Origin of the sequence: Croceicoccus estronivorus, from assembly GCF_001625325.1 — a bacterium.
GTDB lineage: Bacteria > Pseudomonadota > Alphaproteobacteria > Sphingomonadales > Sphingomonadaceae > Caenibius > Caenibius estronivorus.
Genome location: NZ_JRQQ01000005.1, coordinates 113,395 through 139,710, shown reverse-complemented (window position 1 = coordinate 139,710; position 26,316 = coordinate 113,395). Strand labels below are relative to the sequence as shown.

The following is a 26,316-nucleotide window of genomic DNA, read 5'->3' as shown; positions in this document are numbered from 1 at the left end:
CACCATATCATGGAAAAGCTGGTTCAGCGATGAACGGCTGCTGTTTCGCCTGCGGTACGGCCGAACAATCTGCGCCACCGTGCGCGCAGCCCTTTCCCTGTTCCCCGGGCGCCTGCCGATTTCATCACCCGCTGACGGAACATGGCCGCGCCGGTTTTGACGAACAGGCCGACGGCCAGGGCCTGCCAGGCGAGCGCGGCGACGTGCGGCCATAGCGCCGGTTCCCGGGCTGCGCGTGCCAGCATCGCGAATGGAGAACTGAGGGGAAAGGCGATCGCCGCCATTTCGACGGCGCTGCCCGGTTGGGAGAGGGCATAGCCAGCGAAGAAGAACACGACGAGTTGCATCATGGTGACCGGCATGGACAGCGTCTGCACGTCCCGCACGGTCGCCGCCATTGCCCCGATGGCAAGGAAGATCGAGCCGAGCAGCAGGTAGGCCATGGCGAAATAGGCGGTGCCCAGAACGAAGAACAGTGGCCAGCCGACTGCCGGGGCCGGCAGCGAAGGCAGGCTTTGCCCGGCAAGAGCGAAGATCGCCCCGCCCACCGCGCTCCACACGGCAATCCCGACAAGCGAGACGCCCAGCATGGCGAAGAGCTTGCCCAGGAACACGGCATCCATCGGGATCGCGGCAGCAAGGATTTCAATCACCTTGTTACCCTTTTCCTCCACGAGATTGGACAAGACCATACCCGCGAGCAGCATGGTCAGCAGAAACAGCAATGTCTGCCCTGCCTGGGCGGTGCGGATACGCGCGCCATTCTCCTTGGCCCCGCTGGTGGCCGTGGCGGAAAGCGCGATCGCGGGGAATGCCGGGCTTTCCTCTCCCGCTGCTTCCGCAGCGATCAGGGAGATGGGGCCCTGCCATCGTTCGATCGTATCTTTCGGACCTGTCAGGAGGGGGGCCGCCACTGTTCCTCCGACGACGGCGATCAGGTGATTGCCGGGGCGTTCCAGTTCGGCTGTGGGGTCTGTCGCCCCATTCCCCATTCTTTCCATGCGCGGCAGCATGTTGCCCAGCCTGGGCGCAAGCATGTCATAGGATGCCAGCATCGCCTGCCGGTCGGGCTCGGCCATGGCGACGCCGATGACCGGCCGATCCGCCTCTTGCGCGACGCGTACGCCGATGGAGCCGGCCATGGCGCCGACAATGACCGGGAACAGCGGACCGAGCAGAAAGAAGAAGAATGCCCGGCTGAACAGCACGGCGACGAAATCCCGCCGGGCAATCACGAATGCGGCCTGCAGCAGGGAGAGGCGGCCCGGGTTCATGGCTGTTCCCCTTCCGCTTCGTCCGATTCGAGGGCACGGGCCGCGGCTTCGCCCGCAATCGCTACGAAAGCATCGTGCAGCCCCGCCCGTTCGATGGACAGGGAAAGAATACCCGCATCGCTCTCGATCAAGGCTCTCAACAAAGGTTCGACGCCACTGTCCGGCAAGGAGAAGCTCCAGAACGTGCCCCCGCCCGGCTTGCTTTCGCATAGCGCATTGGCTGGCAGGACTTGCCGCCATGGGCCATCGTGGGCGCGGGTTTCCAGGCGGACCTGCGGTGGAATGCGGTCCCGCGCGACATCGACGTCACCCGCGAACGGGACTTTGCCTCCGGCAATGATGGCGATTCCTTCGCACAGACGTTCGGCATGCGCGATGACATGGGTGGAAAAGATCACTGTGGTGCCATCGTCGGCAAGGCCGCGGATCATTCGTTCGAGCTTGCCTTGATTGAGCGCGTCGAGACCGGAAAAGGGTTCGTCAAACACCACCAGACGCGGCCGATGGACCAGAGAGCCGAGCAATTGTACCGTCTGGGCCATGCCCTTGGACAGGTGGCGGATCTGTTTGTCGGCCGCATGGCCGAGGCCATGGCGCTCCAGCAGCTCGCGTCCGCGGATACGGCCTTCTTTCAATGGCAATCCGCGCAGCGCCCCCATGAAGGCAATGGCCTCGCACGCCTTCATTGCGGGATAGAGGCCGCGTTCTTCGGGCAGGTAGCCGATCTGCCGCGCAATCTCGTGAGGTTGATCGTGGCCCAGAACGCGCCGCGTGCCTTCATCGGGATCGATGATGCCCAACAACATGCGCAGGGTGGTGGTCTTGCCCGCGCCGTTCGGCCCGAGAATTCCATAAATCGCCCCTTCGGGCACGAAAATGTCCACGCCGTCCACCGCCAGAGTCGCGCCGAAGCGCTTCACAAGTCCGCGTGCCTCGATGGCAAGTGGACGCTGCGTGTTGCCGGGGGCAAAGTGTTCGCCTAGCTCGACCTTCATGGCTTCCCATTATCAGCGGGAAGTGAAAGGGAGCCACAGGAAGTTTGGTTAATGACGCGATTACCGATGACCTGAAACGGCGCTTTCTGGAAGAAGCGCAAAAACAGGGTTTCGTCGCGGTCGGCTTCGCTCCGGCCGTGGACGATCCCTTGCGCACGCGCAGGCTCACGGAATGGCTCGATGCCGGGTTCCATGGCGACATGGCATGGATGGAAGATCGCGTGGACGTTCGCCGTGGGCCCGCTTCGATGTGGCCGGAGGCGAACAGCGTGATCGCGCTGGCGATGAGCTATGCCCCGGCGTCCGATCCGCTGGCGCTGGAGAGTGTCGGAGATCGCGCGCGCATTTCGACATATGCGCAGGGCGCCGATTATCACGATGTTATGAAGAAGGCGCTGAAGCGGCTGGCACGCTGGCTGGTGGCCGAAACGGAGAAGGCGGGCCTTGGCGACAAACGGTTGAAGCTGTTCGTCGATACGGCCCCGGTCATGGAAAAGCCGCTGGCCCAGTTGGCCGGCCTTGGGTGGCAGGGCAAGCACACGAATCTCGTCAGCAGGGACCACGGAAGCTGGCTGTTTCTAGGGGCGATCTATAGCGAAGTGGCGTTTGCGCCCGACGAACCGCACGATGACCGCTGCGGGTCCTGCACTGCCTGTCAGCGGGCCTGCCCGACTGCGGCATTCCCGGAACCCTATCGCCTCGATGCCAGGCGCTGCATCAGTTACCTCACGATCGAGCTGAAAGGGCCGATCCCGCATGAATTCCGCAAGGCAATGGGCAATCGCATCTATGGGTGCGACGATTGCCTGGCAGTTTGCCCATGGAACAAGTTCGCGCAAAATGCGGCCCGCAATCGGGCCTTCCTGCCACGGGCGGAATTGACCGCACCCCGCCTGGCCGAATTGCTGGCGCTTGACGACGCGGGGTTTCGCCAGCTCTTTTCCGGTTCCCCGATCAAGCGGATCGGGCGTGACCGGTTCGTCCGCAATTGCCTGATCGCGGCGGGCAACAGTGGCGACACCGGCTTACTGAAGCCGGTGCGCGCGTTGCTGACTGATGCCGATCCGGTCGTGGCGGAAGCGGCCCGATGGGCTTCGGCGGAGTTAGAGCATTTCCTTTAGCGGGGTATCCGCATCGGCAAGCAGGTCCGGTGCGATTGCGGCCCCGCTTTCGACCAGTTTGCGGCCCTGGACATAGTCCTTCATCGCATTGACGCAGTCGAGCGCGATGACTTTGCCATCCTTGAGATACACGACCGAAAAACTGCGGGTCGCCGGATCGCCGCGCAGCACGGTCTGGTCGTGCCCGATGGAAAGGCCGGCCGTCTGCAGCTTGAGGTCGAACTGGTTCGACCAGAACCATGGCAAGGCATGGTAGGGCTGCGGGTTGCCGGTGATGTCTTTCGCTGCCGTGTTGGCCATGTCGTTCGCATTCTGAACCGATTCGAGGCGGATCACCGCACCGTCGGCGAAATCGTTGGCATGGGCCGCGCAGTCCCCGATGGCGTAGATGTCAGGCAGCGAGGTTCGACAATATTCATCGACGTCGACACCGTTGGCCCCTGCCGCGCCTGCGGTAATCAGCGGTCCGACTGCCGGAATGATGCCGATCCCGACCACGACCATGTCGGCCGGGATCACTTCACCGCCGGCCAGCTTGACCCCGGTAACCTTGCCGTCCGCCCCTTCGAGGCTGTCGACCATCACTTCCAGACGGACATTGACGCCTTTGGAGGCGTGCTCGGCCTGGTAGAATTCGGAAAGCCGTTCCCCTGCCACGCGCGCCAGCACGCGGGGCAATGCCTCCAGCAGAGTGACGTTGCAGCCGAGCTTGGTCAGCACAGCGGCTGCTTCCAGCCCGATATAGCCGCCGCCGATGACGACGACCTGCTTCGCCCCGGCGTCGAGTTCGGCCATCATCCGGTCGACATCCGCCCGGTCGCGTACGCTGTGGACACCGGCCAGATCCGCACCGATGCAGGAAAGACGGCGGGGATCGCCGCCGGTGGCCCAGATCAGCTTGCCGTATTCGACAGTGGCGCCATCCGCCAGCGTGACCGTATGTGCGGCGGGATCGACTGCCGTCACCGTCGCACCGAGGCGCAGGTCCACGCCCTTGTCCCCCCAGAACTGGGGCGGGCGGATATAGATCCGTTCGAATTCCTTGTCGCGTGCGAGGTATTCCTTCGACAGCGGTGGCCGCTCATAAGGCGGTTCGCTGTCGCGGCCGATCATCAGGATCGAGCCCTCGAACTTGTTCTGCCTCAGCGCGATGGCGGCCTGTGCGCCGCCATGTCCCGCTCCCACGATAACGATATCTGCCTTGTCCATGGGGGTGTGACTTGGCGGAAATCGGCGCGTCGTCAAGTCCCCAACCCGACAAAATGGGACAAGTCAGCTTATGCCTCGGCGGAAAGCGCTTCCATGGTCAGTTGAAGTGAGTGTCTGCGGGCCGCAGGGTCGAAAGTCGCACCCGAAACGATCAGTTCGTCCGCTTGGGTACGTTCGATAAAGCGGCCGATCGCTTCCCGCACGGTCGCAGGGCTGCCGACGGCACTGGCCTGGCCGACGTGGGCCAGCATGGCCTGCGCCTGCATCGGCAGGCTTTCCCGATAATCGGGTATCGGTGGGCGTATCTTGCCCGGCAGGTTGGTTCGCAGCGCGACATACATCTGCTCCTGCGAGCTGGCGAGTGTCTGGGCATCGCGATCGGTTTCCGCAGCGAACACGGTCATCCCGACCATGACGTGAGGGGCGGCCAGGTGTTCCGAAGGATGGAACCGCTCGCGATACAGGCTGAGCGCGGCATCGAGATGATCGGGGGAGAAATGGCTGGCAAAAGCATAGGGCATACCGAGCTGGGCAGCGAGCTGGGCTCCGAACAGACTCGACCCCAGCATCCACATTTCGACATTGGCGCCCCAACCGGGATTGGGCCGCAGCGGCACATCGGCCTGCCCGTCGAAATAGGTCCGCAGGTCCATGACATCCTGCGGGAAATATTCCGCGGCCTGGGCGATGTTCTTGCGCATGGCGTGGGCAATCCGGCTGTCAGCCCCCGGCGCGCGCCCGAGGCCCAGGTCCACCCGGCCCGGAAACAGTGCATCCAGCGTGCCGAACTGTTCTGCAATTACGAAAGGATTGTGATTGGGCAGCATGACCCCGCCCGCACCGATACGGATGGTGGAAGTGGCATGGCCGATATGGGCAAGCACGACCGATGTCGCCGCGCCGCCGATGCCGTCCATAGAGTGGTGTTCGGCGACCCACAGGCGCGCATAACCCAGATCTTCTGCCAGCTTGGCCAGAGTCGCGCTGGCCTGCAACGCCTCGTGCGGGCCGCTGCCTTCGCTGACGGGTACGGTATCGAGAACGGAAAGCGGGATCATGGTTTGTCCAGTTGGGCGAGATAGGAACGGGCGGTTTGCCCTTCTTCGCTGGCGGGGTCGGCATCGGCAACCGATTGCCAGCTCTTGCGGGCCGCATCCTCATGGCCGGAAAGCATGGCGATTACACCGGCTTCCAGGCCGATCTCCAGATTGACGGGACTTAGCTCCGCAGCTTTTTCGATATAGGTCTGGGCATCGGCAAGCTGATTTTCGCGCCGAGCCAATGTGGCGGACAGCAACCATGCCTCCGCGTTATCCGGATTTTCCCTGCGGGCAGCAGCGAGGGCGCGCCCGGCATCCTCGATGCGGCCGAGATGGACGAGTGCGCGGGAGCGATCGACTTCGATGCCGCCCGACAGCGCCGGATCGCCGCTGTTCACCGTGCCGGTTTCCGCAAGGTCGAGGTCGGTGAGCGCGGTTTCATAGCGTCCATCCGCCAATGCGGCATTGCCGGCCATCGCAGCCAGCCGTGCGCGCCGAATGGTTTCCGATTCGGGCAGGACATTGCGTGCCTGGAGGAAGGCGGCCTCCGCATCGGCCCAGTTGGCCTGCCGAGCGAGCGCGGCACCGAGGCATTGGTAAGGGAATGTCTTGGCGTCACCCCTGCTTTCGGACAGCCAGTCGCCAGCGGTCTTGATCGCCATTTCGGGCTCGTTCTGAGCCTGATGCAGGCAGGTCTGGAGGCGAGAGGGGCCTTGCGGCAGCAATGCGGCCATGTCGGCATCGGCCGGGACGGACGTCTGGGCGAGAAGGGGAAGCAGCAGGGCGGCAATCATGGAGTCTGGGTTCCGGGCAGGGCCGCGACAGTGCGCAGGATGAGATTGATGTCGCTGTCGCGGGAAAAACGGTGTTCCCCATCCTTGACGAAAATGATCTGCACATCGCGTGAACGCAGCCTCTCCGCCGTTCGCAGGGCGATTTCCCACGGAACGTCCGCGTCGCATTGGCCGTGAATGAGCCGAACGGGGCAGTCGAGCGGGATTTCCCTTTCAAGCTGGAGCCGGGCCTGTCCGTCCTGCCAGAAACCGGGATGGGTTGGCGTCGGTTCGGGGCCATAGGGATTGTCTTCATATATGATTTCGCCAGCCGCCAGGCGCGTCTGCTCATCCTGCGACTTTCCCCAGGTGGTGAAATCGGGTGCGGCGGCGATACCCACCAGTGCGGCCAGCCTGTCGCCAAGTGACCTGCCCACCAGCAGCATCAGCCAGCCGCCCATCGACGAACCGATCAGTGCGATCTTTTTTTCCGGAAGTGTCGCCGCGATCAGGTCGAGCACTTCTTCGCGCCAGCGGGAAAGCGTGCCGTCCGCAAAATCCCCGTCGCTTTCGCCGCATCCCGAATAATCGAGCAACAGGCAGGCACGGCCCTGCGCCTTTGCCCAGTCGAACAGGGCGGTCGCCTTTCCGCCTGCCATGTCGGACATGTAACCGGGCAGGAAAACCAGCGCGGGGGCATCTCCGCCTGCGGAATCTGGAGTGGAACGATAGGCGATGCGCCGCCCGTCGGCCATTATATGAAAGAGAGTATCGGTCATCGCCTGCCATGATGGGGGCAGGTGAGCCGTCACACAAGCACCGGGTCACAGCGAGTTCGTGACTTCGCACCCTAGAGACCCTATATCACCCCCATGGCGCCGATGTCGATCACGACTACAACCACCACCACTACCACCCGGTTTGCCCGGGGGCGGTTGGTCGCGGCCTGAACGCAACCGCCGCCGCCCGGGTTCCGGGCGGTTGGCGTTGCCTCCCGGAACCGATGCTTTCCCAACGCCGCCCCTTCCGGTGCGCGCAGGCTTGTGCCATGGCGCGCCACGACCTGAATTGAGACGAGTGCGATGAGCGAAGTTCTGAAAATCAGCCTGCCCGACGGTTCCGTGCGTGAAATGCCCGCCGGTTCGACTCCTGCCGACGTGGCCGCCGCAATCGGGCCGGGTCTTGCCAAGGCCGCGCTGGCGGCGCGGATCGATGGTGAGCTGGTCGATCTGAGCCGGCCATTCACCGGTGATGCGAACCTTGCGCTTGTCACCAGCCGTGACGAGGCGGATGCGCTTGAACTGGCCCGGCACGATTACGCGCACGTCCTGGCCGAGGCGGTGCAGGCCCTGTTCCCCGGTACGCAGATCACGTTCGGCCCGGCGACCGATGACGGGTTCTACTACGACTTCGCACCCGATCCCGCCCGCGGACCTTTCACGGACGAAGACCTTCCCGCGATCGAAGAAAAGATGCGGGAAATCATCGCGGCGGACAAACCGCTCCGGCGCGAAGTGTGGAGCCGCGAAGACCTGATTGCGCGGTGGAAGGCGGAAGGCGAGACGTTCAAGGCGGAATGGGCAGCCGAACTTCCCGGCAACGAGGACTTGACGGTATATTGGTCGGGCGCGGACTGGCTCGACATGTGCCGCGGGCCGCATCTTCCCTCTACCGGCAAGCTTGATCCCAAGGCTTTCAAGTTGACGCGGGTGTCAGGCGCCTATTGGCGCGGCGATCAGAAGAACGCGATGCTCAGCCGCATCTACGGGACGGGCTGGCTGAACAAGAAGCAGCTTGCGGAACATCTCACCCGGCTGGAGGAAGCGGCCAAGCGCGACCACCGCAAGCTGGGTGCGGAAATGGACCTGTTCCACCTCCAGCAGGAGGCGCACGGGTCGGTATTCTGGCATCCCAAGGGCTATATCGTGTGGCGCGAGCTGGAAGCTTACATGCGCCGGGCCATCGACGGGGCGGGCTACAAGGAGGTGAAGACTCCGCAGGTGATGGACAGCCGCCAGTGGGAGCAGTCCGGCCACTGGGGCAAATATCGCGAGAATATGTTCGTCATCCCCGACGAGGTTCCGAACACGGAAGACGAAGGGCCGATCATCTCCGGTGAGGCGGAGTGGATGGCGCTCAAGCCGATGAACTGCCCGGCCCACGTCCTGATCTTCCGTCAGGGGATCAAGTCGTATCGTGACCTGCCGTTGCGCATCTACGAAAACGGTTGTTGCCATCGCAACGAGCCGCATGGGGCGTTGCATGGCCTGATGCGCGTCCGCCAGTTTACGCAGGACGATGCGCATATCTTCTGCCGGGAAGATCAGATCGTCGCCGAAGTGCAGGCTTTCTGCGAACTGGCGGACCGTATCTACAAGCATTTCGGCTTCACGTATTCGATCAAGCTTGCCCTGCGTCCGGAAAAGCGGTTCGGTTCCGACGAGATGTGGGACCAGGCGGAAACCGAACTGCGCGATGCCGTGGTTCGTGCCGGTCTGGCGACGGAAGAATATGGCTGGGAGGAGCTGCCCGGCGAAGGCGCATTCTATGCGCCCAAGCTGGAATGGCACCTCACCGACGCGATCGGGCGCACCTGGCAGGTCGGTACGATCCAGTCGGATCGCGTGCTGCCGGAACGGCTGGACGCGTCCTACATTGCCGAGGATGGCGAACGGCATCGCCCGGTCATGTTGCATCGTGCGATCTTTGGCTCCTACGAGCGGTTCATCGGTATTCTGATCGAGCATTTCGCGGGCAGGCTGCCGGTGTGGCTCGCGCCCGTGCAGGCGGTGGTCGCGACTATCGTGTCCGATGCGGACGGCTATGCAAAGGACGCTGTCGCCAGGCTGAAGGCGGCGGGTATTCGCGTCGAATCCGATCTCCGCAATGAAAAGATCAACTACAAGGTCCGCGAACATTCGGTAGCGAAAGTTCCGCATCTTCTGGTGGTCGGCAAGCGGGAGGCGGAGGAAGGCACCGTTGCCGTTCGCACGCTGGGCGAACAGCACCAGAAGGTCATAAGCCTCGACGAAGCTATTGCCATGCTGAAGGCCGAAGCGATGGCGCCCGATCTGCGGTGAAGGTCCGGTTCGGCACGACTGCCGATATACCGCGCGCGCTGGCAATATGGCGCGATGCAGTCGATGCCACGCACGGCTTCCTGACACCGGAGGATCGGGCGGTGATCGATGTGATGGTGCAGGAATTCCTGGCTGGGGCAGACTTGTGGCTGGTCGATGATGAGGATGGCTGCGCGGCAGGTTTCCTTGTCATGGACGATCAGTTGATCGATGCCTTGTTCGTGGATCCGGCCCTGCATGGGCGCGGTTACGGCACCGCGCTGCTGAATCATGCGCTGACCATGGCGCCGAATGCGTTGGTTGACGCCAGCGAGCAGGCAACCAACGCGTTACCGTTTTACGAGGCGCGAGGGTTCGTGCGCATCGGACGTTCTGAAACCGATCCGCAAGGGCGGCCTTACCCGTTGATTCACTTGCGCTATGCGGGTGGGTAACGGTTAGAAAGGCAGCGCGTTTCCGGCGCAGATCAGTGCCAGCGCGCAAGCGCAGACGATCGCTCCCCGCACCAGCTCCAACGGAGCAGGGACGGTATGCAATGCGCGGGTGGCCAAGTTTTCCATGCTGGCATTGTCGCGTGGCAAGGTTGCCGAAAGGTTAAATTCGGTGTCGGGTCAGGCGGCGTGAGGCGCCGACGGCATCTGCTGGCTGGAACAGTGGAAACCCCCGCCCCCCGCCAGCACCGCATCGCCCGGCAGACCCACGGTGTCCCGGTCAGGGAACAGGGCGGCGATGGCTGCAACCCCGTCCTCATCATGAGGGGAACCGAACGTGGGGACCACGACAAGGCGGCTGGTCACTGTGAAGTTCATGTAGCTGGCGGGTTCGACGTGCCCGTTCGTTTCGATCCGACCGGGCGAAGGTACATCGCGTACTGTTACTCCGAACGCTTGTGCCCGCGCCCGTGCATCGGCGTAAATTGCCGCGTTGGGATCGTTTGCGCCGGTCGCCACAGGCAGGGCGAGCGTGTTGCGGGCGACGAAGCGGGCAAGGTTGTCGACGTGGCCATCGGTGTGGTCGTTCACAAGCCCGTCCCCCAGCCAGAGCACACGGTCGTAGCCGAGATCGCGTTGCAGGCGGGTTTCAAGATCGGTGCGCGACAGCGTGGGATTGCGGTTGGGATTGAGCAGGCACTGCTCGGTCGTGGCGACCAGCCCGGTTCCATCGCCGTCCAGGGCGCCGCCTTCGAGTATCCAGTCGGCGTGCGTCACATCCATCCCGGCATCGCGAGCCAGTTCCGCACCGATGGCCTGATCGCCCTCCATCAGGTATTTGCCGCCCCATCCATTGAAGCCGAACCGCCGGGCGATTCGTGTGCCGGTGCCATCCGTAACCACCAGCGGGCCGGTATCGCGCAACCATATGTCGCCATAGACACGGCGTTCGAGCGTTACCTGCCCGCTGACCAGTTCACGCGCCCGCGCTTCGTTGGTATCGTCCCGCACCAGCAGGCGGACTTCCTGCCCGCTTTCCGCGACGGCATTGGCAAAGGCCGCAATCTGTTCCTGTGCGCGGGGCAGCACGTCAGGCCATTCCACCGGATCATGGGGAAATCCGATCCACAGCCAGTCTTGCGGCGCCCATTCGGGGGGCATGAGAAATGTCGGGTTGCTCATAACAGTGTGTCGCTCTCAACAACCGTCCAGTGTGGCACAGCTCTTGTCCCGAATCCGGCGAAATTCATCGCCCTTGTTCCAGTTGGGCCATTCGCGCGTTTCGGCCAGCATCCGCCCGATCAGGTAATCGAGCTGGAGATCCTGCGCCACGCCGTTCCAGTTCCAGTCCGGATCGTATTCGTCGCCCGGCGCATGATAGCGATGTTCGGTATAGTCCTCGGCATAGGCTGCGCCCGCTGCGCGGCCGCCATGGATCAGATCTTCCCCGCCGTCGAGGTAGAGCATCGGCACTCCCCGCTTGGCAAAGCTGAAATGGTCGGAGCGGTAGTAATAACCCTTTTCCGGGTTTTGGTCGGGCGTTGCATGGCGGCCTTCCCGGCCCAATGCGGCGGACAGGTAGGCGTCGAGCCGGGACTTGCCCATGCCCACCACTGTCACGTCTCGGGCTTCTCCGGCCATCGACAGGGCATCCATGTTGATCCCGGCCACTGTCCGGTCGAGGGGGAATACCGGGTGAGAGGCATAGTAGTCGGAGCCGAGCAGGCCCTGCTCTTCCGCCGTCAGGGCGATGAACAGCAGGCTGCGTGCCGGAGGTCCCGCTTTCATATGCGCTTCGGCCAGTGCGACCAGTGCCGCCGTGCCGGTGGCGTTGTCGATCGCACCGTTGCAGATATCGTCGCCGGTATCGTCTGCGGGGCAATGGCCCAGATGATCCCAATGGGCGGTATAGAGTACATATTCGGCTGGCCGCTGCGCGCCGGGCAGCAGGCCGATCACGTTTTTCGAGGCGTACCGGCGGATCGTATTGTCGAATCCGGTGGTTGCCCTGATATTCAGGGGAACGGCACGAAAGCCCGGCTTGGCGGCTGCCTGGGTCAGAGCGGCAAGATCCTTCCCGGCGGCAGCCAGAATCGCCCCGGCGACATCCTTCTGTATCCACCCGTTGACCAGCGTCTGATCCTTTCCGCCATCATCGCGCGCGGCATACGATTGCGGGCCTGACCAGCCGGATTGCACTACGTTCCAGCCATAGGCGGCAGGGACGGTGTCATGGATGATAAGCGCTGCTGCCGCGCCCTGCCGGGCCGCTTCCTCGAACTTGTAGGTCCAGCGGCCGTAATAGGTCATCGCCCGGCCATTGAAGGGGCCTTCCACTCCGGGTTCGGCGTGGTCCGGATCGTTGACGAGAATCACGGCGGTTTTGCCGCGCATGTCGATCCCGGCATAATCGTTCCAGCCCTTTTCAGGGGCGTTGACGCCATAGCCGACGAAGACGAGTTCGCTACCGGTCAGGTCGATCCTTTGTTGCGTGCGGTATGTCACACCGACCCAGTCCGTTCCGAAATCGTATCGCAGCGGTTCGGTGCCGCCTTCGATCACCAGCGGATCGTAATTGCTGGCGGTGATTTCCGTCAGCGGCACATCCTGGAACCAGCTGCCGCTGTTGCCCGGTTGCAGACCGGCGGCTGTGAACCGTTCGACGAGGTAGGCCAGAGTCTTGTCCTCGCCCGCAGTGCCGGGCGCGCGGCCTTCGAAAGCGTCGGACGACAGCGTTCTCGTCACTTCCTGCATCGTGCCGATCGAAATATCGCCGGGAGATACCGCAGGCAGGGCGGGGCCGGTGGCGGATGACGGAGCAGGCAGAGGATCGTTCGCGCAGGCGGCCAAGGCCAGCGCAGAGGCCAGAATGAACAGGCGGCGGATCATCGGGCGGTCCCCTCGGGCGGCGAATCGCACCCCTGTGGCAGAGACACGGCGCGCGGACAAGCACGTGGCGAAGAGCCTCTGCTGCCAATGCGCGACGCGGGCTTGCCCTTCGGCGCAGCGTCGGGCAGGCGTGTGGCATGAGCGCGGATTGGGACAATGCAATCGCACGGGCCAGGGCGCATTCGCCCTTCCTGACACTGGGCCTCGACCGGCAGCCGGAGCTGGAGGCAATACTCTCTCAGGGCCGGGGGGAAGAGGCGCTCGCCTTTGCGCGCGAAGCGGGCAATGGAGCCGACGGACCGGCCATCGCCTTGCGCCGTGAACGCTGGGCGCTCGCGACTGCGCTGGCGATAGGGGATCTTGTCGGGGCATTTCCGCTGACGCGAGTGATGGAAACGCTTTCGGCCTTCGCGGATCGCGCGCTGGACGTGGCCATCGCAGCCGCCATTCGCGAGCGTGCGCCCGATTGCGAACCGGCTGGTTTTAGCGCGCTTGCGCTGGGCAAGCATGGCGCCTGCGAATTGAACTACAGCTCCGACATCGACCCGATCCTGCTTTACGATCCCGCGGCATTGCCCCGGCGGGAGCGGGACGAACCGGGCGAGGCGGCGCAGCGGGTGGCCCGTCGGCTGGTGGAAATGCTCTCTCATTCCACTGCGGAGGGGTATGTCTTCCGTGTGGATTTGCGCTTGCGCCCGGCTTCCGAAGTTGCGCCGCTGGCGATTTCGTTCGACGCGGCCTTGAGCCATTATGAATCGTCGGCACTGGCCTGGGAACGCGCCGCCTTCATCCGTGCACGTGCATCGGCAGGCGACATTCCTCGGGGCGAGGATTTCCTCCAGTCGATCCGTCCGTTCGTCTGGCGCAAGAGCCTTGATTTCGGAGCGATCGCGGAAATCGGGCGGCTGATTTCGCGCATTCGTTCGCATTACGGCGGGCCGACGGTGCCGGGGCCGGGATTCGATCTCAAGCGTGGACGCGGCGGGATACGCGAGGTTGAATTTTTCGCCCAGACGCATCAGCTGATCCACGGAGGGCGCAGGCCTTCCCTGCGCTTGCGCGGCACGCGGGCGGCGTTGGATGCGCTGGCTGCGGAAGGGATTATCGCGGCAGAAGACGCCCGGCTTCTGGGCGAAAGCTATGATCGGCTACGCGTCGTCGAACACCGCTTGCAGATGGTGTCAGACCATCAGGTGCATAATCTGCCCAAAGATCCGACGGCGATTGACAGTGTGGCGCGACTCGATGGTTTGCCGGACGGGGCCGCGCTGCTTGCGGAACTGGCCGATATTACCGAGACTGTCGGCAGCCGGTTCGACGCCTTGCTGGAGCAGACGACGCAGGCAGCCGATGGCGGGTCCCCGGTTCTGCAAGGCAAGGCGCTGGTCACGCAGCTCGACGAACTCGGGTTTGCCCGTCCGGCTGAACTGGCCGAGCGGGTTTCGGGGTGGACCGACGGGCGCATTCGCGCATTACGCAGCGATGCGGCCCGCGCGGCGTTTGATGCCATTTCGCCGGCTCTGTTGGAAACACTGGCCGGAGCGGGCGACCCGGATGCGGCCGTGCTGCGTTGGGAAACCTTTCTGGTTAAATTACCGACAGGAGTTAACCTTTTTCGCCTGCTGGAGGCGCGGCCGGGGCTGTTCGATCAGCTTGTCAGCGTGCTGACGCTGGCCCCACCTCTGGCCGAGGAACTGGTCCGGCGGCCCGATCTGCTCGATGCCCTGATCGACACGACGGCGCTCGACTTGCCTGGCCCGGTGGAAGAACTGGCGGCGCGCATGGCCCGGCGTGAGGCGGGTGACGATTATCAGGCGGTACTCGACCGGGTGCGCAGGGTTGTGGGCGAGGTGCGGTTCGCTCTGGGTGTCCAACTGATCGAGGCCGCGCACGATCCGCTCGATATCGCGGCGGCCCTGTCCCGCACGGCGGAGGCGGCGTTGCAGGTTTGTGCCGATGCCGCGTGTGAGGAATTCGCCGCAACCCATGGGCACGTGCCGGGCTCAAGTCTTCTGGTGATGGGGCTGGGGCGGTTCGGCGGCGGAGTGCTCACCCACGCATCGGATCTCGATATCGTGTACCTCTTTACCGATGGCACGGGGGGGGATTCAGATGGAGGCCGACCGCTGGGAGCAACGCTTTATTTCAATCGGCTTGCCCAGCGTGTCAGTGCGGCGCTCAGCGTACCGACCGCGGAAGGCGCGCTTTACGAAGTCGATACCCGGTTGCGGCCCCAGGGTGCCCAGGGGCCTTTGGCGGTCAGCCTGGACAGCTTTGCCCGATATCAGCGGGAAAATGCCTGGACATGGGAGCACATGGCCCTCACCCGGGCGCGCCCGCTCTATGGCACGGCGCAAGGCAAGGCTGCGCTGGACGACATTGTGAAAGGTGTATTGTCCACGCGGCGTGATCCGGCGACGTTGAAGCAGGACGTGTTGAAAATGCGGGCGGAGATGGCAGCGCACAAGGCGCCCAAGGGACCACTAGATGCCAAGCTTGCCCGCGGCGGGCTCGTCGATGTGGAATTCCTGATTCATTATCTGCAATTGCGGGAACGCACGGGGTTCGCGCCCGCACTTGGCGAGGCTCTGGATGCCTTGATTGCAGAGGGCTTACTTCCGGCCAGCCTGCGCGATGCCCACGACCTGCTGACTCGCCTGCTGGTCGCGTCGCGTCTGTTGGCGCCCGATGCGGCCATCCCTGCCCCTGCAGCCAGAGCCGTCTTGGCAAGAAGTTGCGGGTGTGACAGCGAAGAGGCTCTCTTGCACAAGTTCGCGGAAGCGCGACATTGCGTCGCCGCTGCGTGGAATAGCGTTTTTGAAGAGACATTGGAGATTGCAGATGACTGATCGCCCCGACACCGGAGACCTCGTGCCGGACGTTACATTGGAAACGCCCGATGGCGGGACTGTGAAGCCTTCCGATTTTCGCGGCAAACCCCTGGTGCTGTTCTTCTACCCGAAAGACGACACGCCCGGCTGCACGACGGAAAACAAGGACTTCACGGAAGCCGCTGCCGATTTCGAGCAGGCCGGCGTGGCATTACTGGGTGTCAGCAAGGACCCGCCTGCCAAGCATCAGAAGTTCATTGCAAAGCATTCTCTCGCTGCCCCGCTTGCTTCCGATCCGGTTGAGAATGGCCTGGCCGATGCGCTTGGCATCTGGGTGGAAAAGAACATGTACGGCCGGACCTATATGGGGATGGAACGCACGACCTATCTTGTCGATGCAGAGGGCAAAATTGCCCGTGTCTGGCGCAAGGTGAAGGTCAAGGGGCATGTCGCCGCCGTGCTCGAAGCGGCCCAGGCGCTTTAGCAGGCCATAGAGCGGATCTGCCCATCCATGAGTCGTTCCGTCGCCTTCGCCATTCGCGGAGCCCTGCTGACTGCTGATCCGCTGCGCAAAGCCATGGCTGCGCGGGCAGTGGCGCGCGAATGGCGGCAGGGCCGGCTCGATTTCCAGTTCGATGTGGCAATGCCCGATGTGCCGGCCCGGCCGGACAAGCCCGAGTGGATGGCGCCCAACCGCATGCCGAAACGGGGACGGGGCGGTTCCGAGCGGGCCAGAATCGCTTTCTGGCATGCCCTCGCCCACATCGAATTCGTCGCCATCGACCTCGCGCTCGACATGGCGGGACGTTTCGGACGGGAGAGGGGGCGTGATTTCGTCACCGATTTCCTGTCCGTCGCAGCCGACGAAGCGATGCATTTCGCATTGCTGTCACGCAAACTGGGGGCGCTCGGCAGTTTCTATGGCGCGCTCCCCGTACATGGCGGTTTGTGGGAGGCTGCGGAGAAAACCGCCCATGACGTCAGCGCCCGGCTGGCGATCGTGCCCATGGTGCTCGAAGCGCGCGGGCTCGATGTAACACCGCCAATGCTGGAACGCGTTCGCAGTCAGGGCGATGAGCATGGCGCCCGGATCCTTGAGCGAATCCTTGACGATGAAATTCGGCATGTCCGGATTGGCACAAGGCATTTTGTCGCTGTTTGCGCTGAATCAAGGAAAAGCCCGGAATTCCATTGGAAAGAACTCGTGAAATGCCACTTTCGTAACGGCCTGAAACCACCGTTCAACGACTCGGCGCGTCTTGCAGCCGGTTTATCGCGCGAATTCTACGCGGGCATTGCCACTTAGGAATCGTTCCCCCTACAACGAACTCACGAGACGGCGGGGGGGTTCCGAACGTTCTCGAAAATGTCACACCGGGTCACATCCGTGGGCCGGAAACGGGTTAGCGCGGCACTGAAAAGTGCCGATAAAAGAGGACGTTGCGTCCAGACATGGTCTTCCCGATCGCAAAGAAGTTCACTGCCGCAGTTCTTGCTGCTTGCGGCGCGTTCATGACTATGGCGGCGTCTCCCGCCCTTGCCCAGGATGGGGTTACGCAATCCTCCATGGGGGATGGCGATGCCAACTTCCGCGAACTCTTTGCCGATTGGCAGCACCTCGATCAGCCCGCAGGTATGACTGCCGCGGCTGTGAAGGTTGCCATACCGTCACGCATGCCGGTGGAAGGCGTAACGCTGACCAGTGATTTCGGCATGCGCACGCATCCCGTGCTCGGCGGTCGCCGCGCACACAAGGGTGTTGATCTGGCAGGCGCGACGGGAACGCCCGTCTATGCGACGGCCGATGGCACGGTCGACATGGCGCAGTGGTTCAGCAGCTATGGCAACTATGTACAGATCGAGCATGGTGCTGGGCTTGAAACCCGTTACGGGCACCTTTCCGGCTATACTGTCAAAGCTGGCCAGAAGGTGAAGAAGGGCGATCTGATCGGCTACATCGGTTCGACCGGCCGTTCGACCGGTCCGCACCTGCATTATGAAGTGCGCGTCGATGGCGTCGCGGTCAATCCGATCCCTTACATGCTCGAAACAACTACCCAGCAGGCTTTTGCCCTTGCACGTAGCGAAGGTGGCCAGGGCGGTCCTGAATAAGCGGGCAATCTTCCCAACGAAATCTGTGACGAAAAACGGCCCGGGCAAGTCCCGGGTCTTTTCGTTTGGCTAACCCCCTTCGCCTTGAGGGCGGACGGCGTCCCATGGTGCGCACGGGTGCCGCAGCAGAGCTTAATTTGCCAGCAGACGTTCGGCGATGGCGCGAATTTCCGCGCCCATGTCCTCTCGCTCAAGCGCAAGCGCGATTGTGGCTTCGACAAAACCGGTCTTGCTGCCGCAATCGAAGCGGCGTCCTGCGAAGGTCACGGCGTGGAAAGGTTGCGTGCCGATCATGCGCGCCATGGCATCGGTCAGCTGAATTTCCCCACCCGCACCCTTTTCCTGATTCTCCAGTGTCCGCATGACTTCCGGTTGCAGAATATAGCGGCCTGAAATGATCTTGTTCGAGGGAGCCTGATCGACCGGTGGCTTCTCGACGAGGCCGAGAACTTCCGTAAGGGCGCCATTCTCCTGCCCGGGAGCGATCACGCCGTAAGAGGATACATCTTCGCGAGGGACTTCAAGCACGCTGATGAGGTTGCCGCCCACTTCGTTGTAGGCTTCGACCATCTGTTTCATGCAGCCGGGCGATCCGATCATCAGTTCGTCGGGCAGAAAAATTGCGAAGGGATCGTCGCCAACGATTGCCCGTGCGCACCAGATCGCGTGGCCCAGACCCATCGGAACTTGCTGGCGAACCGTAATGATGTCGCCGGGGATGGCGCGTGTGGGCTCCAGCGCGTTCAGATCCTTGCCGCGCTCGTGCATTGTGGTTTCGAGTTCGAAAGCGATGTCGAAATGTTCGACGATCGCGCTTTTTCCCCGCCCGGTGACGAAGATCATCTGCTCGATGCCTGCCTCGCGCGCTTCGTCCACCGCATACTGGATCAGCGGGCGGTCGATGATCGGCAGCATCTCCTTGGGGATGGCCTTGGTTGCGGGAAGGAAGCGGGTGCCAAGGCCGGCGACCGGAAAGACGGCTTTTTTGATTGGCTTGCGTTTCGTCATGCAACGATGGGTACGGAGTGACAGGGTGCGACGTCAACCGCGCTCTGCCTTGCTCCGGCCTGAAATCCCGCTAAACGCCATGCATGGACAAGATCATTATCGAAGGGGGCAAGCGGCTATCCGGCACGATCCCCGTTTCCGGTGCGAAGAATGCCGCGCTGACCCTGCTTCCATGTGCATTGTTGACGGACGAGCCGCTGACATTGCGCAATCTGCCGCGTCTGGCGGATATCGACGGGTTCCAGCACCTGATGACGCAATTCGGGGTATCGACGGCCATTGCAGGGGCCCGGCCCGAAGATTTCGGGCGCGTGATGACCCTTCAGGCGACCCGCGTGACCTCCACTACCGCGCCTTACGACCTCGTGCGGAAAATGAGAGCTTCGATCCTTGTCCTCGGCCCGATGCTGGCTCGGGCTGGTGAGGCGACCGTTTCCCTGCCGGGCGGGTGCGCGATCGGCAATCGCCCCATCGATCTGCACCTGAAGGCACTGGAAGCCATGGGCGCCCAGATAGAACTCGCGTCGGGTTATGTTCGGGCGATTGCCCCTGATGGCGGGTTGCCGGGGGGGCGGTACAGCTTTCCGGTCGTTTCGGTCGGGGCAACGGAAAATGCGTTGATGGCCGCTGTGTTGGCGCGGGGGAAGACCACGCTGCACAACGCCGCGCGGGAACCTGAGATTGTCGACTTGTGCAGGCTTCTGGTGGCAATGGGGGCGGAGATCGAAGGGATCGGCACGTCGGAACTGACCATTCATGGTGTCGAGCGGCTGCACGGTGCGACTTACCGGGTGATGTCCGATCGGATCGAAGCGGGCAGCTATGCCTGCGCGGCGGCGATAACGGGCGGTGAAGTGACTCTGAAAGGGGCGAACTTCGAGGAAATGGAAGCCACCGTACAGGCTCTGGGCGAGGCCGGAGTCTCGGTCGAGCCGGTGGCTGGTGGACTGCATGTGGCGGCGGATGGGCCGATTCGGCCTGTAACATTGTCGACAGCGCCCTATCCCGGCTTTGCGACCGACATGCAGGCCCAGTTGATGGCGCTGCTCTGCCGGGCGGAAGGGACCAGTGTCCTGACGGAAACGATTTTCGAAAATCGTTACATGCATGTTCCGGAACTGAACCGGATGGGCGCGCATATCGAGACTTCGGGCCGTACCGCTATTGTGCATGGTGTTGCGAAGCTCACCGGGGCGGAAGTCATGGCTACGGATCTGCGGGCGTCGATGAGCCTCGTCATTGCCGGGCTGGCCGCCGAAGGAGAGACTCAGGTCCATCGCCTGTATCACCTCGATCGCGGGTATGAGCGGCTTGAGGAAAAGCTCTCGCTGCTCGGTGCCTGTGTTGAACGGGTGGGTGACGGCTGACCGTAGGAACGCGCGTTTTTGCGACGGGTATGACTGCCTGGTCGCACGCAAATGCGGCCTTTTTCGGACCTTTATTGCTGCAGGCACGTTGATGCATTGCAAACGATAAGGAGCCAAATGATGCGCATATTGAAAATGGCGGTCATGGGAGTTGCCGGGGCGCTTGCCTTCGGCGCATGGCGCAAGGCCAAGCCGGGATCGCCGGCTGCCTTTGCGAAAGACCAGGGCGCGCCAGGCAATTCGACTCAGGTCAGGGATGCAGGGCCGAGCGCCATGCGCGATCCAAATGACGAGCCGTGGACGAAAGTCGAGGAAACCGGCGATGAAAGCTTTCCGGCCAGCGATCCGCCGGGAAATTACTGAGTTCGCTTACCGCGTGTTCGCGACGAGCCACAATCTGATGGCTCCCGCCAGCCCAGGCGGCGTTGCCGACTGAATACGCTCGGCATCGATTCGCGCTATCAGGGCATTCAGAGGCATATCTTCTCTGAGCGCCGCGCTTTTCAACATGTCCCAGAACAAGGGCTCAAGACTTATGGAAGTCTTGTGGCCAGCGATTTCGACAGAGCGTTTAACAGGCGGATGGTAAGGCGTTGTCACGCGAATTCCGATAATGGCGGCGGCAATGACGCCGCCGCCCAAGGGTGAAGCGGTGGGCGGAACTGAACCGCCCATCGCCATTAATACATGTGTTGCCCGCCGTTGATGGACATCGTTGAACCGGTCACGAAAGTGGCGTCATCAGCAGTGAAGAAAGCGACACCGCGTGCGATTTCATCTGCGTGGCCCAAGCGACCAACGGGAATCTTGGCAATGATCTTTTCCAGCACGGGTTGCGGCACTGCGGCCACCATGTCCGTGTCGATGTAGCCGGGCGCGATCGCATTCACGGTCACGCCGAATTTCGCACCCTCCTGCGCCAGAGCTTTGGTAAACCCGTGGATGCCGGACTTGGCTGCGGCGTAGTTCACTTGCCCGTATTGCCCGGCCTGTCCGTTGACCGAGCCGATATTGACGACCCGGCCCCAACCACGTTCGCGCATGCCGGGGAAAGTGGCCTTTGCCATGTTGAAGCAGCCACCAAGGTTGATTCGGATAACTTCGTCCCAGTCTTCCCAGCTCATCTTGTGGAGGACCCCGTCACGCGTGATGCCGGCATTATTCACCACGATATCGATCTGGCCGATTTCCTCTTCCACCTTCTTGCATCCCGCAATCGTCGCCTTGTGGTCGCCTACGTCCCACTTATAGGCGGGAATGCCGGTTCGTTCGGTGAAAGCGCGCGCCTTTTCTTCGTTGCCGCCATAGTTTGCGACGACTGTTCGCCCCTGTTCCTGAAGCGCGAGGCAAATACCCTCGCCAATGCCGCGCGTGCCGCCCGTAACGATAGCTACCCGTGTCATAAAGGCTCCCTTCTGTTGGACCCGAGGGGAGCTTATGCAATGCGCCATTGCCGGGCAAGCGCGCAGAAGCGCGTCCAGCGACGAATTTCTTGCTGCCTGAGAAAGGCGTTAGAAGCGGAACTGGGTTCCGACGTAAACGGCTTGGCTGTCCTGCGTGCCGTCAGTCAATGGGGCCAGCCGATCACGTTCCTGCGAGTAACGTACGCCAGCAGTCACATCGAAGTTACGAGCGACGCGATAGCTGCCGCCGAGATCGAAATGCTGGGCATTCACGGCTTCGAATGTACGCGGTGCGCGACCGGTGTTGCCATTTTCCTCAAGCGCGACGCGGGCGCTGAACCGGCTCGGCTTGGCCTGGGAATCCGAAGTGCCGGGCTTGAAGGTCGAAAGATCGGGCATGTCGATCTTGCGCAGTTCGGTCGGCTGTTGGGTCAGTGGCTGGGCGAAGCTGCGATAGCCACGGGCCATTCCAAGATTGTACCGGGTCGGGGCGATTCTCACGATACCCTGACCGGGCTCGCCCTGTACGGCGGCGATCGCCTGACGCACGGAAATGGCGCGGGCGGTTTCATCATCGACCCGGACCGCAACGGTTACCGAGCGATCAGGACGGTTCGCTGCACCTGCCGGGGTGAAACGCATCAGCCGACCGGCCGAACTGCCATGGTCCGAAACGAGCTTGGCCAGACGCGGATCAACCGATGCGGGGGTGAAGGACGCGAAACTGCCGCGTGCCGCAAGGCTGACAGTGCTCTGGTCCATGCCGCTCAGCGCCAGGCCGGCGGTCGGCAGGGCGAGTGCAAGAGACACGCAACCGAGCAGCATTGCGGCGGAACTTCCGCTGCGTAGCCATGCCTTGCGATTCTTGCCCATAACTAAACCTTGCCTCAATCCGACTACCCTGTTGGAATAGCCGCTCCCCGAACAACTCTGTGTGCGTCATCCCCGGAAAGCCATAGCCGAATCGGCAGGATTCCTGCGCACAATTATTACTTCAAAATCCATGATAGGGATTCTCTTACACATTTCCACTTTTTAAGGCCGAATGACGCCGCTTTTTTGCAAGTGTTGCGCCCAGCCCACAAAAACGCGCGGACAAAGTGGCCGTAGGGACTGCCCTCTGCGCTGAATTTGGGCGCTTCCTTCTTTGTGCACCCTTGCCGCGGCCCGCTCGTGGGGTATAGAGGCGAACCGATGACCGGCGGTGCCCTTATGGCTTCCGCTCCATAAGATACGGGAATACGGCCTTGACCATTGCCAGCAGCAAACCTCGTACTCATTTCGCCCGCCGTGCGGGCCAGGCCGTGCTTGTCGCTGCCGCGCTCGCCAGTCTGGGCGCCTGCGGCAAGAAGGAACGGCCCAAGGCGGATATCGCCGCCGCCCGGGTCACCACGATTGGCGTCAATGCCTATCTCTGGAAGGCCAGCCTGGAAACACTGTCCTTCATGCCGTTGCTGCAGACTGACAGCAATGGCGGGGTGATCGTGACGGATTGGTACGCCAACCCCCGCAACCCGGCTGAACGGATGAAGGTTTCGGTGACCATCCTCGACCAGGACTTGCGCGCCGATGCGCTGCGCGTCGCGGCGAGCCGCCAGGTCGCTGTCGGCGGCGGCACATGGGTGGAAGCTCCGGTCGAAGCGGCGACGGTGCAGAAGCTGGAAGACATCATTCTTACCAAGGCGCGTGAACTGCGGCGTTCGGCCATCGCCGGCTGATGCCGCGCGGACGACTAGGACTCATGAGCGAAAACCGTTTTGACCCGTCGCAGGCCGACGGGCGTTGGCAGCATGCCTGGGCCGAAGCCCAATGCTTCGAGGCAGACAGCAACAGCCCCAAGCCCAAAAGCTACGTGCTGGAGATGTTCCCGTATCCGTCGGGGCGCATCCACATCGGCCACGTCCGCAATTACACGATGGGTGACGTGCTTGCCCGTTACAAGCGGATGCAGGGCTTCGAAGTGCTTCACCCTATGGGGTGGGACGCCTTCGGTATGCCGGCGGAAAATGCGGCGATGGAAAAGGGCGTTCATCCCGGCGGCTGGACGCGGGAAAACATCGCCAACATGAAGGCGCAGCTCAAGCGTCTCGGCTTCGCGCTCGACTGGAGCCGGGAAATCGCCACCTGCGAGCCGGATTATTATGGCCAGGAGCAGGCGCTGTTCCTCGACCTGTATGAATCAGGCCTGGTCTATCGCAAGGAAAGCGCGGTCAACTGGGACCCGGTCGACCAGACCGTGCTGGCCAATGAACAGGTGATCGACGGACGCGGATGGCGTTCGGGCGCGCTGGTGGAGAAGCGCAAGCTCAGCCAATGGTTCCTCAAGATCACGGATTTCGCGCAGGATCTGCTCGACGGGCTGGACGGCCTCGAAAACTGGCCGGACAAGGTCCGGCTGATGCAGGAAAACTGGATCGGGAAAAGCACCGGGCTACAGTTCCATTTCCGGGGCAGCAATTTCGACGAGGAAATCGAGGTCTATACGACCCGGCCCGATACGATTTTCGGGGCAAGCTTCGTCGCGGTGGCGGCGGAACATCCGATTGCGCATGCCCTGGCCGATACCGACCATATGGCTGCGGCCTTCATTGAACAGTGCCGCGCGGGCGGGACCACGGCTGCGGAACTGGAAACCGCGGAAAAGCTTGGTTACGATACGGGCCTGAAAGTCACCCATCCGTTTACCGGGCACGAACTGCCGGTGTGGATCGCGAACTTCGTGCTGATGGAATACGGCACGGGTGCGATTATGGCCGTGCCTGGCCACGATCAGCGGGACTTCGACTTCGCCACCAAATACGATCTGCCGATCCCGCGCGTTATCGCGCCGAGCGAGGCCGATGCGGCCAAACCGTTCGCCAATGGCGAGGCTGAGCCGGGTGACGGGGTGCTGGTCAATTCCGATTTCCTCAACGGCCTTTCGATTGAAGACGCGCAAGTCGCGGTCGTGAACCGCGCGGATCACGAAGGCTGGGGCCACGGCAAGACGGTGTGGCGTTTGCGTGACTGGGGCGTTTCGCGCCAGCGATACTGGGGCACGCCGATTCCGTTCATCCATTGCGGAACCTGCGGTGTCGTGCCGGTGCCGAAGGATCAGTTGCCGGTCGTCCTGCCCGAGGATGTCGATTTCGCAACGCCGGGCAATCCGCTGGTGCGGCATCCGACCTGGAAGCATGTCGACTGCCCGAAATGCGGCGCGAAGGCGGAACGGGAAACCGACACGCTCGATACGTTTGTCGACAGTTCGTGGTATTTCCTGCGGTTCGCCAGCCAGCCGGCCGACAAGCCGTTCGACCGGGACGAACTGGCCAAGTGGCTTCCGGTCGAACAGTACATCGGCGGGATCGAACATGCGATCCTGCACTTGCTCTATGCGCGTTTCTGGACGCGGGCCTTGCAGCATATCGGCCTGATCGATTTTGCCGAACCGTTCGCCAGCCTGTTCACGCAAGGCATGGTGACGCACGAGACTTATTCCCGCGTCGATCCTGCGAATGGCCAGCCGATCTATTTCAGCCCCGGAGAAGTCGATCGCAGCGGTGAAGGCGCCGTGTTGCAGGCCGATGGATCTCCGGTCGATATCGGTCGGGTCATCAAGATGTCCAAGTCGAAAAAGAACGTCGTCGATCCCGATGACATCATCGACCAGTACGGGGCCGACGCAGTGCGCTGGTTCATGCTGTCGGACAGCCCGCCGGAACGCGATCTGCCGTGGTCGGTATCGGGGATCGAGGGATGCGGCAAATATGTTCAGCGTCTGTGGCGCCTGTTCGGCCAATACGATGCCGGGGCCGAAGGCGAGGACAAGGCGCTTGATCGCAAGACCCATCAGACGATTGCAGCCATTGCCGACGATATCGAAGGGCTTGGTTTCAACAAGGCGGTGGCCCGGCTTTACGAGCTGACATCAGCCATTGAAAAGGCCAAGCCTTCCGCAAGCCGCAGTACCGCGATCAGGACATTGGTGCAGCTCGTCTCGCCGATGATGCCCCACCTGGCGGAAGAGGGCTGGGTCGCGATTGCCGGTGAAGGACTGGTGGCCGAAGCCGCCTGGCCCGAAGTCGATCCTGCACTGCTGGTTGAGGATGAAGTGACGGTCGCGGTGCAGGTGAAAGGCAAGCTGCGCGATACGCTGACCGTTGCGAAGGGCCTGCCGAATGCGGAGCTGGAGGCGCTTGCGCTGGCGTCGGAGAAAGTGCAGCGTATCCTTGATGGTGCAGAAGTGCGCAAGGTGATCGTCGTGCCCGACCGGTTGGTCAATATCGTCGCATGAGGCGTCTTTCGCCCTTGCTGCTGGTTGCATGTGCAACCCTGAGCATGGCGGTTTCGGGCTGTGGTCTGCAGCCGATGTATGCAGGCGGCAGCAAGGGGGCGATTGCCCGCGGGCTGGCCGGGGTGGAAGTTGCGCCAATCGAAGGGCGCGCGGGCTGGCTGGTCCGCAATGCCTTGCGCGATCGGCTTGCACCCGGCGGCACGGGCGATGCGGCAGGACAATATATTCTGCATGTGAAGCTGGACGAAGACCTGACTGGCCTGGGCCTTCTGGGCGACGATACCATCGGGCGGGAACGTTTTGCCCTGCAGGCACGCTATCAACTGGTCGACGCGGCCAGCGGTGAAGTCCTGCTGGATGCGACTTCGGGTTCGGATGCGGGCGTCGATGTCGTCAGTTCCGAATATGCGACAATCGCTGCGGAACAGACCGCGCGTGAAAACCTGGCTCGCGATATCGCTGACCGTATCGTAACCCGCCTTGCCTTGCGTCTGAACGCCGGGAAGTAGG

At 62.7% G+C, this 26,316-nt stretch carries 24 protein-coding genes; 12 read left to right on the top strand and 12 right to left on the bottom strand.

Annotation, left to right across the window (positions count from 1 at the left end; translation table 11 throughout):
* Positions 1-23: 23 nt before the first annotated feature.
* The gene (locus MB02_RS08775) at positions 24-1,274 is read right to left on the bottom strand and encodes an ABC transporter permease (protein WP_067535716.1); all 1,251 of its coding nucleotides are present in this window, start codon (positions 1,272-1,274) and stop codon (positions 24-26) included.
* Entirely contained in the window at positions 1,271-2,269 is a 999-nt protein-coding gene (locus tag MB02_RS08770) for an ABC transporter ATP-binding protein (protein WP_067535713.1), read from the bottom strand. Before MB02_RS08770 ends, MB02_RS08775 begins: the two co-directional genes overlap by 4 nt.
* Positions 2,270-2,313: 44 nt before the next feature.
* On the opposite strand from MB02_RS08770, the gene queG reads away from it, so the two are divergent.
* A complete protein-coding gene (gene queG / locus MB02_RS08765) occupies positions 2,314-3,390 on the top strand; it encodes a tRNA epoxyqueuosine(34) reductase QueG (RefSeq protein WP_067535710.1) in 1,077 nt (358 codons plus the stop codon).
* Here queG and MB02_RS08760 read toward each other — a convergent pair.
* From MB02_RS08760 to MB02_RS08745, 4 genes are all read right to left on the bottom strand, one after another.
* Positions 3,373-4,599, bottom strand: coding sequence for an NAD(P)/FAD-dependent oxidoreductase (locus MB02_RS08760; RefSeq protein WP_067535707.1), 1,227 nt, complete (start codon positions 4,597-4,599; stop codon positions 3,373-3,375). The two genes, queG and MB02_RS08760, sit on opposite strands and share 18 nt — an antisense overlap.
* Before the next feature lie 68 nt (positions 4,600-4,667).
* Positions 4,668-5,657, bottom strand: coding sequence for an LLM class flavin-dependent oxidoreductase (locus tag MB02_RS08755; protein ID WP_067535705.1), 990 nt, complete (start codon positions 5,655-5,657; stop codon positions 4,668-4,670).
* The gene (locus MB02_RS08750) at positions 5,654-6,433 is read right to left on the bottom strand and encodes a tetratricopeptide repeat protein (protein WP_067535702.1); all 780 of its coding nucleotides are present in this window, start codon (positions 6,431-6,433) and stop codon (positions 5,654-5,656) included. Before MB02_RS08750 ends, MB02_RS08755 begins: the two co-directional genes overlap by 4 nt.
* Positions 6,430-7,191, bottom strand: coding sequence for an alpha/beta hydrolase (locus MB02_RS08745; protein WP_067535699.1), 762 nt, complete (start codon positions 7,189-7,191; stop codon positions 6,430-6,432). Before MB02_RS08745 ends, MB02_RS08750 begins: the two co-directional genes overlap by 4 nt.
* Before the next feature lie 303 nt (positions 7,192-7,494).
* Here MB02_RS08745 and thrS point away from each other — a divergent pair, with 303 nt between their 5' ends.
* On the top strand, positions 7,495-9,492 hold the full coding sequence (gene thrS / locus MB02_RS08735; protein ID WP_067535693.1) for a threonine--tRNA ligase: 1,998 nt from the start codon (positions 7,495-7,497) through the stop codon (positions 9,490-9,492).
* Positions 9,489-9,926, top strand: coding sequence for an acetyltransferase (locus tag MB02_RS08730; RefSeq protein ID WP_067535691.1), 438 nt, complete (start codon positions 9,489-9,491; stop codon positions 9,924-9,926). Before thrS ends, MB02_RS08730 begins: the two co-directional genes overlap by 4 nt.
* A gap of 177 nt (positions 9,927-10,103) precedes the next feature.
* Here the strand turns inward: MB02_RS08730 and MB02_RS08725 are convergent, their stop codons facing one another.
* Positions 10,104-11,105, bottom strand: a complete 1,002-nt coding sequence (locus MB02_RS08725) for an agmatine deiminase family protein (protein ID WP_235829466.1) — start codon at positions 11,103-11,105, stop codon at positions 10,104-10,106.
* Between the two features lie 15 nt (positions 11,106-11,120).
* Positions 11,121-12,812: a M28 family metallopeptidase gene (locus MB02_RS08720; protein WP_067535685.1), complete on the bottom strand. Its 1,692-nt coding sequence runs from the start codon at positions 12,810-12,812 to the stop codon at positions 11,121-11,123.
* 137 nt (positions 12,813-12,949) lie between these two features.
* On the opposite strand from MB02_RS08720, the gene MB02_RS08715 reads away from it, so the two are divergent.
* From MB02_RS08715 to MB02_RS08700, 4 genes are all read left to right on the top strand, one after another.
* Positions 12,950-15,661 carry a bifunctional [glutamine synthetase] adenylyltransferase/[glutamine synthetase]-adenylyl-L-tyrosine phosphorylase gene (locus tag MB02_RS08715; RefSeq protein WP_067535681.1) on the top strand — a complete coding sequence of 904 codons (2,712 nt, stop codon included), beginning with the start codon at positions 12,950-12,952 and terminating at the stop codon, positions 15,659-15,661.
* Positions 15,654-16,127 (top strand): peroxiredoxin, encoded by a 474-nt coding sequence (locus MB02_RS08710; RefSeq protein ID WP_067535678.1) that lies wholly within the window; start codon positions 15,654-15,656, stop codon positions 16,125-16,127. The genes MB02_RS08715 and MB02_RS08710 overlap by 8 nt, the downstream gene beginning before the upstream one ends.
* Before the next feature lie 27 nt (positions 16,128-16,154).
* The gene (locus tag MB02_RS08705) at positions 16,155-16,949 is read left to right on the top strand and encodes a ferritin-like domain-containing protein (protein ID WP_067535675.1); all 795 of its coding nucleotides are present in this window, start codon (positions 16,155-16,157) and stop codon (positions 16,947-16,949) included.
* A gap of 146 nt (positions 16,950-17,095) precedes the next feature.
* Positions 17,096-17,755 carry a M23 family metallopeptidase gene (locus tag MB02_RS08700; protein ID WP_067535672.1) on the top strand — a complete coding sequence of 220 codons (660 nt, stop codon included), beginning with the start codon at positions 17,096-17,098 and terminating at the stop codon, positions 17,753-17,755.
* Positions 17,756-17,887: 132 nt separating this feature from the next.
* On the opposite strand, the gene galU is transcribed toward MB02_RS08700, so the two are convergent.
* A complete protein-coding gene (gene galU, locus MB02_RS08695; RefSeq protein WP_067535669.1) occupies positions 17,888-18,763 on the bottom strand; it encodes a UTP--glucose-1-phosphate uridylyltransferase GalU in 876 nt (291 codons plus the stop codon).
* A gap of 83 nt (positions 18,764-18,846) precedes the next feature.
* On the opposite strand from galU, the gene murA reads away from it, so the two are divergent.
* A complete protein-coding gene (gene murA, locus MB02_RS08690; RefSeq protein WP_067535666.1) occupies positions 18,847-20,130 on the top strand; it encodes a UDP-N-acetylglucosamine 1-carboxyvinyltransferase in 1,284 nt (427 codons plus the stop codon).
* Between the two features lie 117 nt (positions 20,131-20,247).
* Positions 20,248-20,493, top strand: a complete 246-nt coding sequence (locus MB02_RS08685) for a hypothetical protein (RefSeq protein WP_067535663.1) — start codon at positions 20,248-20,250, stop codon at positions 20,491-20,493.
* Between the two features lie 6 nt (positions 20,494-20,499).
* Here the strand turns inward: MB02_RS08685 and MB02_RS08680 are convergent, their stop codons facing one another.
* From MB02_RS08680 to MB02_RS08670, 3 genes are all read right to left on the bottom strand, one after another.
* Positions 20,500-20,730, bottom strand: coding sequence for a ribbon-helix-helix domain-containing protein (locus MB02_RS08680; RefSeq protein ID WP_067536381.1), 231 nt, complete (start codon positions 20,728-20,730; stop codon positions 20,500-20,502).
* A gap of 80 nt (positions 20,731-20,810) precedes the next feature.
* Positions 20,811-21,533 (bottom strand): acetoacetyl-CoA reductase, encoded by a 723-nt coding sequence (phbB, locus tag MB02_RS08675; protein ID WP_067536378.1) that lies wholly within the window; start codon positions 21,531-21,533, stop codon positions 20,811-20,813.
* A gap of 108 nt (positions 21,534-21,641) precedes the next feature.
* The gene (locus MB02_RS08670; protein ID WP_067535660.1) at positions 21,642-22,406 is read right to left on the bottom strand and encodes a hypothetical protein; all 765 of its coding nucleotides are present in this window, start codon (positions 22,404-22,406) and stop codon (positions 21,642-21,644) included.
* Between the two features lie 431 nt (positions 22,407-22,837).
* Here MB02_RS08670 and MB02_RS08665 point away from each other — a divergent pair, with 431 nt between their 5' ends.
* The 3 genes from MB02_RS08665 to lptE are packed head-to-tail and all read left to right on the top strand — an operon-like array spanning position 22,838 to position 26,315.
* Positions 22,838-23,251, top strand: a complete 414-nt coding sequence (locus MB02_RS08665; RefSeq protein ID WP_156495471.1) for a DUF3576 domain-containing protein — start codon at positions 22,838-22,840, stop codon at positions 23,249-23,251.
* A gap of 23 nt (positions 23,252-23,274) precedes the next feature.
* Positions 23,275-25,806, top strand: coding sequence for a leucine--tRNA ligase (gene leuS / locus MB02_RS08660; RefSeq protein ID WP_067535657.1), 2,532 nt, complete (start codon positions 23,275-23,277; stop codon positions 25,804-25,806).
* Complete coding sequence (gene lptE / locus MB02_RS08655; protein WP_067535654.1) at positions 25,803-26,315, top strand: LPS assembly lipoprotein LptE; 513 nt, start codon at positions 25,803-25,805, stop codon at positions 26,313-26,315. The genes leuS and lptE overlap by 4 nt, the downstream gene beginning before the upstream one ends.
* Position 26,316: the final 1 nt, after the last annotated feature.

Excerpts from the sequence above, each read along its gene's own strand:
- MB02_RS08775 (WP_067535716.1), bottom strand. The coding sequence starts at position 1,274 with ATGAACCCGGGCCGCCTCTCCCTGCTGCAGGCCGCATTCGTGATTGCC.
- MB02_RS08770 (WP_067535713.1), bottom strand. The coding sequence starts at position 2,269 with ATGAAGGTCGAGCTAGGCGAACACTTTGCCCCCGGCAACACGCAGCGT.
- MB02_RS08760 (WP_067535707.1), bottom strand. The coding sequence starts at position 4,599 with ATGGACAAGGCAGATATCGTTATCGTGGGAGCGGGACATGGCGGCGCA.
- MB02_RS08755 (WP_067535705.1), bottom strand. The coding sequence starts at position 5,657 with ATGATCCCGCTTTCCGTTCTCGATACCGTACCCGTCAGCGAAGGCAGC.
- MB02_RS08750 (WP_067535702.1), bottom strand. The coding sequence starts at position 6,433 with ATGATTGCCGCCCTGCTGCTTCCCCTTCTCGCCCAGACGTCCGTCCCG.
- MB02_RS08745 (WP_067535699.1), bottom strand. The coding sequence starts at position 7,191 with ATGACCGATACTCTCTTTCATATAATGGCCGACGGGCGGCGCATCGCC.
- thrS (WP_067535693.1), top strand. The coding sequence starts at position 7,495 with ATGAGCGAAGTTCTGAAAATCAGCCTGCCCGACGGTTCCGTGCGTGAA.
- MB02_RS08725 (WP_235829466.1), bottom strand. The coding sequence starts at position 11,105 with ATGAGCAACCCGACATTTCTCATGCCCCCCGAATGGGCGCCGCAAGAC.
- MB02_RS08720 (WP_067535685.1), bottom strand. The coding sequence starts at position 12,812 with ATGATCCGCCGCCTGTTCATTCTGGCCTCTGCGCTGGCCTTGGCCGCC.
- MB02_RS08715 (WP_067535681.1), top strand. The coding sequence starts at position 12,950 with ATGAGCGCGGATTGGGACAATGCAATCGCACGGGCCAGGGCGCATTCG.
- MB02_RS08710 (WP_067535678.1), top strand. The coding sequence starts at position 15,654 with ATGACTGATCGCCCCGACACCGGAGACCTCGTGCCGGACGTTACATTG.
- MB02_RS08705 (WP_067535675.1), top strand. The coding sequence starts at position 16,155 with ATGAGTCGTTCCGTCGCCTTCGCCATTCGCGGAGCCCTGCTGACTGCT.
- MB02_RS08700 (WP_067535672.1), top strand. The coding sequence starts at position 17,096 with ATGGTCTTCCCGATCGCAAAGAAGTTCACTGCCGCAGTTCTTGCTGCT.
- galU (WP_067535669.1), bottom strand. The coding sequence starts at position 18,763 with ATGACGAAACGCAAGCCAATCAAAAAAGCCGTCTTTCCGGTCGCCGGC.
- murA (WP_067535666.1), top strand. The coding sequence starts at position 18,847 with ATGGACAAGATCATTATCGAAGGGGGCAAGCGGCTATCCGGCACGATC.
- MB02_RS08685 (WP_067535663.1), top strand. The coding sequence starts at position 20,248 with ATGATGCGCATATTGAAAATGGCGGTCATGGGAGTTGCCGGGGCGCTT.
- phbB (WP_067536378.1), bottom strand. The coding sequence starts at position 21,533 with ATGACACGGGTAGCTATCGTTACGGGCGGCACGCGCGGCATTGGCGAG.
- MB02_RS08670 (WP_067535660.1), bottom strand. The coding sequence starts at position 22,406 with ATGGGCAAGAATCGCAAGGCATGGCTACGCAGCGGAAGTTCCGCCGCA.
- leuS (WP_067535657.1), top strand. The coding sequence starts at position 23,275 with ATGAGCGAAAACCGTTTTGACCCGTCGCAGGCCGACGGGCGTTGGCAG.
- lptE (WP_067535654.1), top strand. The coding sequence starts at position 25,803 with ATGAGGCGTCTTTCGCCCTTGCTGCTGGTTGCATGTGCAACCCTGAGC.